This window comes from Acinetobacter sp. OYA S30 (assembly GCF_033599315.1).
In the GTDB taxonomy this organism is placed as follows: Bacteria; Pseudomonadota; Gammaproteobacteria; order Pseudomonadales; family Moraxellaceae; genus Acinetobacter; species Acinetobacter baumannii.
Window position 1 is genome coordinate 1 of the sequence record NZ_JAWVAV010000066.1, and the last position, 9,218, is coordinate 9,218.

General features: G+C 34.7%; 11 protein-coding genes, 1 pseudogene and 1 other annotated feature. Of the genes and pseudogenes, 6 read left to right on the forward strand and 6 right to left on the reverse strand.

The annotated features are described in order from the left end of the window. Together repM and R5R67_RS18250 are read left to right on the forward strand one after the other, a co-directional pair. A complete protein-coding gene (repM, locus tag R5R67_RS18245; RefSeq protein ID WP_001292329.1) occupies window positions 1-936 on the forward strand; it encodes a replication initiation protein RepM in 936 nt (311 codons plus the stop codon). A 77-nt stretch (window positions 937-1,013) separates the two neighbouring features. Continuing rightward, the gene (locus R5R67_RS18250) at window positions 1,014-1,532 is read left to right on the forward strand and encodes a plasmid replication DNA-binding protein (RefSeq protein WP_046206037.1); all 519 of its coding nucleotides are present in this window, start codon (window positions 1,014-1,016) and stop codon (window positions 1,530-1,532) included. Between the two features lie 366 nt (window positions 1,533-1,898). Here R5R67_RS18250 and R5R67_RS18255 read toward each other — a convergent pair whose 3' ends face one another. From R5R67_RS18255 to R5R67_RS18265, 3 genes and pseudogenes are all read right to left on the reverse strand, one after another. After that, window positions 1,899-2,867, reverse strand: coding sequence for an IS30 family transposase (locus R5R67_RS18255; RefSeq protein ID WP_014538385.1), 969 nt, complete (start codon window positions 2,865-2,867; stop codon window positions 1,899-1,901). Between the two features lie 113 nt (window positions 2,868-2,980). After that, window positions 2,981-3,241 (reverse strand): annotated as a pseudogene (locus tag R5R67_RS18260) (GFA family protein); the annotation flags it as partial. 19 nt (window positions 3,242-3,260) lie between these two features. Further along, the gene (locus tag R5R67_RS18265) at window positions 3,261-3,662 is read right to left on the reverse strand and encodes an FMN-binding negative transcriptional regulator (protein WP_412838336.1); all 402 of its coding nucleotides are present in this window, start codon (window positions 3,660-3,662) and stop codon (window positions 3,261-3,263) included. Window positions 3,663-3,713: 51 nt separating this feature from the next. On the opposite strand from R5R67_RS18265, the gene R5R67_RS18270 reads away from it, so the two are divergent. After that, a protein-coding gene (locus tag R5R67_RS18270; RefSeq protein ID WP_318755078.1) for an IS3 family transposase occupies window positions 3,714-4,933 on the forward strand; the annotation gives its coding sequence in 2 pieces (ribosomal slippage) (window positions 3,714-3,990 and window positions 3,990-4,933; 1,221 coding nt in all). Further along, window positions 3,989-4,105: a sequence feature (AL1L pseudoknot), on the forward strand. (Overlaps the previous gene by 117 nt.) A 1-nt stretch (window position 4,934) precedes the next feature. Here R5R67_RS18270 and R5R67_RS18275 read toward each other — a convergent pair. Next, window positions 4,935-5,210, reverse strand: a complete 276-nt coding sequence (locus tag R5R67_RS18275; RefSeq protein ID WP_318755079.1) for an FMN-binding negative transcriptional regulator — start codon at window positions 5,208-5,210, stop codon at window positions 4,935-4,937. A gap of 306 nt (window positions 5,211-5,516) precedes the next feature. On the opposite strand from R5R67_RS18275, the gene R5R67_RS18280 reads away from it, so the two are divergent. The 3 genes from R5R67_RS18280 to R5R67_RS18290 all read left to right on the forward strand — a co-directional run bounded on the left by R5R67_RS18280 (window position 5,517) and on the right by R5R67_RS18290 (window position 6,649). Beyond that, window positions 5,517-5,804 carry a BrnT family toxin gene (locus R5R67_RS18280; protein WP_004759459.1) on the forward strand — a complete coding sequence of 96 codons (288 nt, stop codon included), beginning with the start codon at window positions 5,517-5,519 and terminating at the stop codon, window positions 5,802-5,804. Beyond that, on the forward strand, window positions 5,791-6,105 hold the full coding sequence (locus R5R67_RS18285) for a BrnA antitoxin family protein (protein WP_318755082.1): 315 nt from the start codon (window positions 5,791-5,793) through the stop codon (window positions 6,103-6,105). Before R5R67_RS18280 ends, R5R67_RS18285 begins: the two co-directional genes overlap by 14 nt. Window positions 6,106-6,331: 226 nt before the next feature. Next, window positions 6,332-6,649 carry a hypothetical protein gene (locus tag R5R67_RS18290; protein ID WP_004728121.1) on the forward strand — a complete coding sequence of 106 codons (318 nt, stop codon included), beginning with the start codon at window positions 6,332-6,334 and terminating at the stop codon, window positions 6,647-6,649. 768 nt (window positions 6,650-7,417) lie between these two features. Here R5R67_RS18290 and R5R67_RS18295 read toward each other — a convergent pair. Further along, window positions 7,418-7,591: a hypothetical protein gene (locus R5R67_RS18295; RefSeq protein WP_165959339.1), complete on the reverse strand. Its 174-nt coding sequence runs from the start codon at window positions 7,589-7,591 to the stop codon at window positions 7,418-7,420. Continuing rightward, on the reverse strand, window positions 7,591-7,962 hold the full coding sequence (locus R5R67_RS18300) for a hypothetical protein (RefSeq protein ID WP_046206038.1): 372 nt from the start codon (window positions 7,960-7,962) through the stop codon (window positions 7,591-7,593). Before R5R67_RS18300 ends, R5R67_RS18295 begins: the two co-directional genes overlap by 1 nt. Between the last annotated feature and the right edge of the window lie 1,256 nt (window positions 7,963-9,218).

Consider the following 9,218-nt stretch of genomic DNA (forward strand, 5'->3'; position numbering starts at 1 on the left):
ATGAGTGAATTAATCGTAAAGGATAATGCTCTAATTCAAGCAAGTTATACCTTAGATACAGTTGAACAAAGACTGATCCTATTAGCCATTGCTGAAGCTCGAGAAACTGGACATGGGATAACTGAAAATAGTCTTTTGGAAGTACATGCAAGTAGTTATATAAATACTTTTAATGTCGAGAAACATACCGCTTATACCGTACTCAGAGAGGCATCTAAAAGCTTATTTGATCGCTATGTCACATACCATGACATTAATCCTAAGACAGGTAAGGATCGTAGCTTTCATTGTCGTTGGGTCGACAAAATTGGGTATGAATCTCAATCAGGAATTATTTTCCTACGATTCACCCAAGATATCGTTCCACTCATAACTCGACTTGAAGAAAACTTCACTAAATATGAATTGCAGCAGGTTTCTAGGTTAAGTAGCTCATATGCTATTCGGCTATACGAGCTATTAATTCAATGGAGATCTGCCGGAAAAACGCCACTTTTTGATCTATCTATCTTTAGACAACAACTTGGTGTCAAACCTCATCAATACAAAACAATGAGTAACTTTAAAACATATGTTTTAGATTTTGCTCTTAAGCAGGTAAATGAGTTAACCGATATAACAGCTAAATATGAGCAACATAAAAAAGGGCGTTCTATTTCAGGTTTTTCATTCACTTTCAAACAGAAAAAAATGAGTAATCTGCCAATAAAAAATAAGCGTGACCCAGACACTATAGATATTTTCTCAAAAATGACAGATGCTCAACGCCATCTGTTTTCCCACAAACTGTCAGAACTTCCTGAAATGGGAAAATATTCTCATGGTACAGAAAGCTATCCGCAATTCGCTGTACGCATTGCAGAAATGCTTCAAAACCCAGAAAAGTTTAAAGAACTCTATCCTTATCTCCAAAAAGTAGGCTTCAAAGCTGCATAGAAGATAGACTTGCTGATTTGTCTATTAGACAGTCTAATAGACACTAATTTTTTACAAGATTAGGCAGAGATTTACACATGAAAAGCCTTACAGTTCTTGAGCTTTCTAAGCTTTACAATATTAATCGACAAACCATTTACAACAATATAAAGAAAGGTATTTTAAGTAAAAATTCTGATAATAAGATTGATATTGCAGAAGCGATCCGGGTATTTGGTGAGCCAGTACAAAAACAGAGTGTAAAAGAAACTGTAAAAGTAGACAGTCCAAATTCGGCAGAAGTTTTACTCCTTAGACAGCAGATAGACCTGCTAAAAAATCAGCTAGATGATGCAAAAAATAGAGAAAGCTTCTATCAAAATCAAATTGAAACTATGCAACGCCTATTGGAAGCTCCAAAAACCAATACAACACAATCTGATGATCCTGGATCAACACAGGCAGAATCCACAGTAGAAGAAAAAGAGGACGTCATAGCTATGCCTCCTAAGGAATCAGAGGTTATCGAGAATAAGCGTATTCCAGTCCCTGAACATATTGAGCCAGAACCAGAAAAAAGGGGCTTCTGGAGCCGTTTTTTCAAGCCCTATGGATGATAGGACTATTTAATCAGACTAATCAAAACCGTGGAACATTGCTCAAGAAGTAAGCGTGGAACGTGAAGAATCCATAAAAAAGCCCAATCAGTAGTGATTGGGCTTTTTACTATACGATAAGCCAATGATTTATATGAGATAAAAATTTGCATTTCGTATAAGGTGTATTATGTTAATTTTAGGAAATCTTAAATTAATCAAAATAATCCTCTAATTCACTCCAACTTGGTAACTCTAAATATTCCTGATCTAATTGTATTACAGGTGCCCAATTACTCTTTGAGTTAATACAGAATCCTAATCTTTTCTTAATTATTGGCGTCTCATCTAGCAATCCAAGTGGAATCCACATGAACGAGGGCGAATTCAAACATGAGGTGCGACAGTTTGAAAAGTCTTATGATAATCAACAAGCTGAGCAAATTTCTCTAATGGTGTAAGCCAATCTAACGCTTTTCTAGGACGAGTATTCAGTGACATGGCAACTTGATTTAAATAATGCTGATCTGCCTGATTTAAATCAATCCCTTTAGGTAAATATTGCCTAATTAAACCATTCATATTTTCGCATGTGCCTTTTTGCCAGGGTGAATGTGGGTCACAGAAATATACATCTATGCCTAAATCTTCTTCAAGTATTTTATGTTCTGCCATCTCGCGTCCACGGTCATAGGTCAACGTTTTACGCAGTTCTGCAGGTAAATATTTCAGAGCTTCAGTTAAAGCCTTGCGCACTGATTCTGCCTTTGCATCAGGTAATGTTGCCAAGATACAGAGCCGTGTATTTCGTTCAATAAGTGTTGCTATCGAACTTTTATTGTCTTTACCTTTAATTAAATCAGCTTCCCAATGACCCGGTATTTTTCTTTCTTGAACTTCGGCTGGGCGCTCATGAATAGTTTTAATATCCTGTAATATAGAATCTTTTTTAGGTTCACCGTTAGCTTTTCGCTTTTTATTTTCATGACGCAGACAGGATAATAAGTCTTTTTTCAACTCACCCTTTGGTAATGCTCGTATCGTTGAATAAATCGTTGTATGGCTTACATTCATTGTTTGATCCAAATCAGGAAATGTCTTTAAACGTTTTGCTATTTGCTGAGGAGACCATAAACAACGGATCGCTTCAACAATAAATTTCCAGAGGATTGAATCGATTTTGAGTTTTCTGTGACCACGTCTACGTCTAGCGAAGGTGTTATCAGAAGCATATCGAGCTTGATAAACGTCATTGATGCTATTTCTTTTAAGCTCACGATAGATCGTACTAGGATGTCTTTTAATGAGTTCAGCAAATTTTCTGGCTGAAAAGCCTTCTTTTCTTGACTCAAGCATTAATGCAGTACGATCTTCAAAGTTAAGATGATGGTATGACAATTTTATATACTCCATAAACCCTTTAAATTAATTAGGTGGTTTATGTCGCACTTCAAGTTTTACTCTGCCGAGCTATTACCAACTTTATTAGGAACTGGAGATCCACAACTTATACAAAAGCAAGAAGTAAAACCTGAGTCTTTTCTAAATGTTCCAATAGAATCTATACCAGAAACCCACTCAAATAATGTTTCATTCACTAAAGTCGCTGAATTTGCTCCAGTACCACTTTGTTTACGACATAAGCTGCAATGACAGTGATACATCGTCTGAATATCTTTGTTGATTGAGAATTTAACCTTTCCGCACAAACAACTACCGCTATTTTTCATTTATTAACCTTATATAATTCTATATTTCTTCCGTACTTGAGATATTCAACATTAGATTACTTAAATTATTTTTACCTTTAGTAGCTAAAACTTTAGCTACACTTGAAATATCATTTTTATTTCTATTTTGACTTAATTTAAATTTTCCCACTAAGTCTGTAATCTCAATTTGTATTCCTACAATATGTTTCATCCTTTCGTTGATAAAGTCCGCTGGTGCATCTGTCATTTTCCAAGGAATCTCTTGATTAGACTCATGTTCTCTAGTAAGACGAGCCAAGATACCTCTTAATATTTTTTCATCTTTAATAATTCTGGCTTTACCTTTTGCATGAATAACTACGTAATTCCAAGTCGGAACAACTTCATGATGTTCAAATTTTCCTACATACCAATTAGGAGATATATAAACATCATCAATTTGAACCGTACCGGGTTTGTCGGAGACTCAATATTCTGAGAGACTATTCCGATGAAAAAACCAAACTATACCCCCGAAATTAGAGAAAGAGCGGTTCAATTACTAATTGAATCTGAAAAAGATTATCCTTCTACTTGGGCAGCAATCACAGCTATTGCGCCTAAAATCGGTTGTACTCCTGAAACATTGCGTGTTTGGTATTTAAAGCATATGGATCAACTAAATCCTGCCAAAGTACAACAGATATCTGACCAAGAAAAAATGAAGCAAATGGAACGTGAAATTAAAGAATTAAAACGTGCCAATGAAATTCTACGTAAAGCAGCCGCTTTTTTCGCCCAGGCGGAGCTCGACCGCCCACACAAATAATGGTGGATTTTATCCATAATAATAAAGAGCTGTACGGAGTCGAGGCGATTTGTAGAATTTTACCGATCGCACCCTCAACCTATTACCGGACTCTAGATCTCTGCGAAAATCCAGAACATCGAGCAAAGCGAGATTTACATGACTTGCATCATGCTGAGGAGATTAAACGAATTTGGAAGGAAAGTTCAGGTCGGTATGGTGTACGTAAAGTCTGGCAAAAACTGAAACGTGAAGGCTATATTATTGCACGCTGTACTGTTGCTCGATTAATGAAAAAGCTAGGTATACAAGGTGTTTGGCGAGGTAAGAACAAACAAACCACCCGTAGCCGAGATGACCAAAAACGAGCAGATGATTTAGTGAAACGTAATTTTAGTGCTGATCATCCTGACCAACTGTGGGTCAGTGACTTTACGTATATTCAAACTCATTCAGGCTGGGTCTATACCGCCTTTATTATTGATGTGTTCTCACGAGCAATTGTTGGCTGGAAAGTATCTACACGAATGAATACAGATATGGTGCTCGATGCATTAGAGCAAGCATTGCATGATCGAGGCATGCCAAAGAATGTGATTCATCATTCCGACAGAGGTGTGCAATATCTTTCCATTCGTTATACCCATCGTTTAGAAGCAGCAAATTTACGAGCATCAGTCGGTACGACTGGTGATTCATACGATAATGCTTTGGCTGAAACGGTGAATGGCTTATACAAAACAGAGGTGATTGAATATCTAAAAGCAGATTGGCAAGGTTTAGCAGATGTACAACTTGCGACACTAAACTGGGTAGATTGGTTCAATAAAGAGCGTGTACATAGTGCACTAGGTTATGTGCCACCTTTTGATTTTGAAGCAATGTACTATGATAAAATTAATCCGTTAGGTCAGGTGGCCTAACTTAAATAAAAAGTCTCCGACAAACCCGGTACGGTTCAATTCGGAATATTACAAGTACATTGGCATCATTCTTTAAAACTTCTGCTAAAGGATTTTGTCTCGATATATGTGCCAGTAATTTCCCAAAATCCCCCTTGTCAGGCACTAATTCAAAGGGAATATGGTTAGCATCTAACTCACCATTGGAATATGTAACGATACAACCAAAGGGATGTTTTTTTACTAAATCATGAAGAAGATCTATTCGTCTTTCTTCAAAATGAGGGGGTAAGTACATTTAGTTCTTTCTATAGTTTTGACATTGTATTACATCAAATTAAGGTAATTAATGGCTACTTATCAACTCTTATTTAACATAATGGCGGTTATACGCAATACACTTGTATATTAATATAAATATCAGATACTTATTTAAGTCATAAAAATCTAAAAATGCCCCAAAAGCCGATTTTGAAACAAGTCGGCTTTTTTGTGAGCAGTTTTGGAATGTTTTGCCAATAATTTTGACTAAGAATTACGCTTTTCAACTTGAATGATACAATTTTGTGATACATTATTGTATATACAAATTTGAATGTTTTTTATGGAACAATATTTCGAATGGGATGAGGCAAAGAATCGAAAGAATCAGAAAAAACACGATGTCTCTTTCGAGACTGCAAGCCTTGTCTTTGATGATCCATTAAGGATCTCAATCCAAGACAGACATACCGATGGTGAAGAACGTTGGCAAACCATTGGAAGAGTAAAAGGCGTACTAATGCTATTAGTAGCTCACACCATCTTTGATGAAGATGACTGTGAAATCATACGAATCATTAGTGCAAGACAAGTCACTAAAGCGGAGCGCGATAAATATGAGCACGGTTAGATACTCACGCAAAGAACTAAATGCAAAATTTAGTGAGAAGCAAGATGCTGAAATTGAACGTTTGCTTGCTAAAGGGACAGTTCCTGATGATCAGCTAGATCTATCAGATATTCCTGAAATTACCGACTGGAGCAATGCTGTACGCCATAATCAGTTCTACCGTCCAGTGAAGCAACAGACTTCCATTCGTTTAGATGCTGATGTACTTGCATGGTTTAAATCTCAAGGCAAAGGTTATCAAACACGAATGAATGAAATTCTGCGAGATGCTATGCTGAAAGAATTAAAAAATCATCAATAAAAATGGGAGCTTAAGCTCCCATTTTTGACTTCGCATAACGTGTATTATGTTAATAATATAAATTCTTAAAAGCGTATTGATTTAATAATAGAAAAATTATCAGAGTAGGGTATGTGTAAAGTAAACGTTCAATTATCAACCAATAATGATTGAAGATTTATATCTTACATTTGTTAATTTTATTAATATATATCTACCAAATTAATAATGTCTTAAGTTAAATAATATGTTAGGTCAACATCATCATTTTTTAAAAAAACTTTCGATCAGTGATGCTGCTATAGCGTATAGAAAACCTCGCTCGACTATACTTAAATATATAAAAAGCGGAGATTTCGAACTTGACTACAATAACTTAATTGAATATAGCCAGTTAGTTAAAAAATTGGGTGAAATTACTTCCCCTATACGGGACGAAAGAGATCAACAAATCGAAAAACTAAAAGATGAAGTTATGCATTTAAAAAAACAACTTAATTTTTTTAAATATACTTCAATCTCAAACAAACATAGATTATTAATTTCTCATAAAGACTCCATTTAACATAATAGAGCTTATACGAAACGTATTTTAAAATATTTTTATTTATCAATAATTTAAAAGCTCACCCTTGAGCACAAAATGCACAAAAATTAGCTTCTGTAATAAGTCGGTGAGTTTTCAAGCAACTTTGTAATATTTCGCCAATAGAATTGGTTAAAAAGTGCTCAATTTCCGCTTTTTTGCCCAATTAACAAGACTCTTGCATCTAAAATTATCCCCAATTTTTGTGGATAAAATTTAGGCTATTTTGTACGCTTTGGCTCACATCAATCTAGACCCCTTGCTGCTATGCGGCATACTGGAATTTTTCTATGATGAAGTCATAGAAAACAGGATGTTCCAAACAACAAGAATAAGAAAGATCGCACCAGGACGTGAGGTAAGACAGGAGTCATACTGAGCAACCCAAAGAAACCCCGGCATCCTGCCGGGGTTTTTTTATTTCTTAAATTACCTATCAGATTTCGATGTATACATCTCATAATTTGATTGTTTATATGATTTGTATCATGTTATATAAAATAGGAAAAAATAACTTCACTATAAGGAAATCATGAAAAAAAAAATTATCTACCTAGCAGGAGCTATGACCATAGTTTTACTAGTAGCGGTGATTAAACATGAAAATAAAGTAAAGAGGGATGAGCGATTGAGATATTTAGATTCCATAATATCTAAGCAACCTTAGTAAAATTGCGTTTATGTTTAGACATATCAGCTCATATAAAAGCCATTATTTAACATAAAGTCTCTTATACGAAGCCCAGGTTAATTCTGGGCTTTTTGTTCAATCTCATCATTGGCCGAGAACATACTTGGATTCGTAAGCCTGATATTTTCCTGACAACTTCCACACAGCATCAATCCTGCAAAAAGTTGTACATTTTGTCTATTTTCACAAAGCGTACATGGCTTTGAAAGCTGAATAATACTATCTGACACTACTTTACCCTCTTATAGTTATCATCTGCATATGAATAACCTTTAGCTTGCATCATTCGAACCTCATCTTTAGAAGCCCCATTTTTCATTAATGTCCATAACATCATGAAATAGAGTCCCGAAAAATCTTCATAGTATTTTTCAGAAAAATTGTTGTCTTCCTCAAAATCATCTATTCGTTTTTCTAATCTATTCACTAAGTCCTCAATACGATCTGCCTGATGCTTAACAGCAATAGATTGAAAATCATTAGTCAAAATTTTACTGAACAATTTACTGGTTCTGATTCCTTCTGAATTAGCCAATTGATCGTAGAATTCTGCTACTTGTGGATCTAGTCTGACTGCATAAGTTTTGACTTTTTCGCCCATAAATTACATCTCTTATAAAAATTAGGGTTTGTACAAGATTAAGTCAAGATAATTCAATAATTTAAATTAAAAGAATAAATAAATTACGTACAAATCTATTTGTACAAAATTAATTTATTATAAAACAAAAACTTATTTAAATATAATGCTTTTTTTATGTACAATCATCAGTACATAGTTTTTCTTAAATTTATCAATATTTTATCTAAAAAAAGTGTTGTTTTGATGTACAACCATGAGCACAGCATAAAAAATAGATAATTCAATCACTTATTCTAAAAAAAGACCATTTTTCTGTACACGTTTCTGAGACCCTAAAAAATCGCTGAAATCCTTATCCTGTAAGGCTTTGAGGGGTGTCATCGTTAGATGCGTGGTGTGTGACAAAAAAATCCCGGCGTGTGCCGGATCCTTGATTGGAAAATTGGCTAAAGTGACGTAGGGCCAGTGCTTGGTTTTGCATGGAAAAAAGTATTTATTTCCTGGTTTAGAAAAACGTAAAAAAAAAATCAATTTTTTGTCACTTCATCCAGGTTAAAAATTTCAACCCAAAACCTTAATTATGAAAAGCTTCATAGAACGCGTTCAAATGCGATTTAAGAGCCTTTACCTAAAAAACATAGATCTCATAGTGAAAAACAGAAAACAGCTCAAAAAACGCAAATTAGAGCGAAATAAAGAGGTATTTTGACTTTAGACAGATGCATAGAGCGAGTTTCTACGAGCGAACTATCAAAATTTGCGCCTAGACCCTCTGAAAAACATTTTTTTGTCCTCTTTAGCCTAAGAAAGCGTAAGTTTCATGCAGAAATTTGCTCCTGGATCGAGCGTAGCGAGTAAAAAAGTTTTATGAGCGAAGCGAATTCCGAGTTGCTTTTGCTTTTTCTTAAAGTCACGTAAGTATTCACCAAAAAATTGCCCCGACGAACTGAGCGAAAGCGAAGTTCAATAGAGTTTGAGCGAAGCGAAAACCAAGGGCAATTTTTCATTCCGTGGGCTTTTAATTATTTTTAATCTTTTAAATGCTTTTAAATAAGCTGTAACCCTTTATTTATAATAGTTTCATAGTTAATAAAACTAGGTTTATCGACCTATAAAACTAGGTTTATCGACCTATAAAACTAGGTTTATCGACCCATAAAACTAGGTTTATCGACCTTAAAGCTAGGTTTATCGACCCATAATTAAGTTAATTTACAACTCAATTAAAATAGTCTATTGTACAACCTAGTTTAATTATAAATTTATTATTAGAA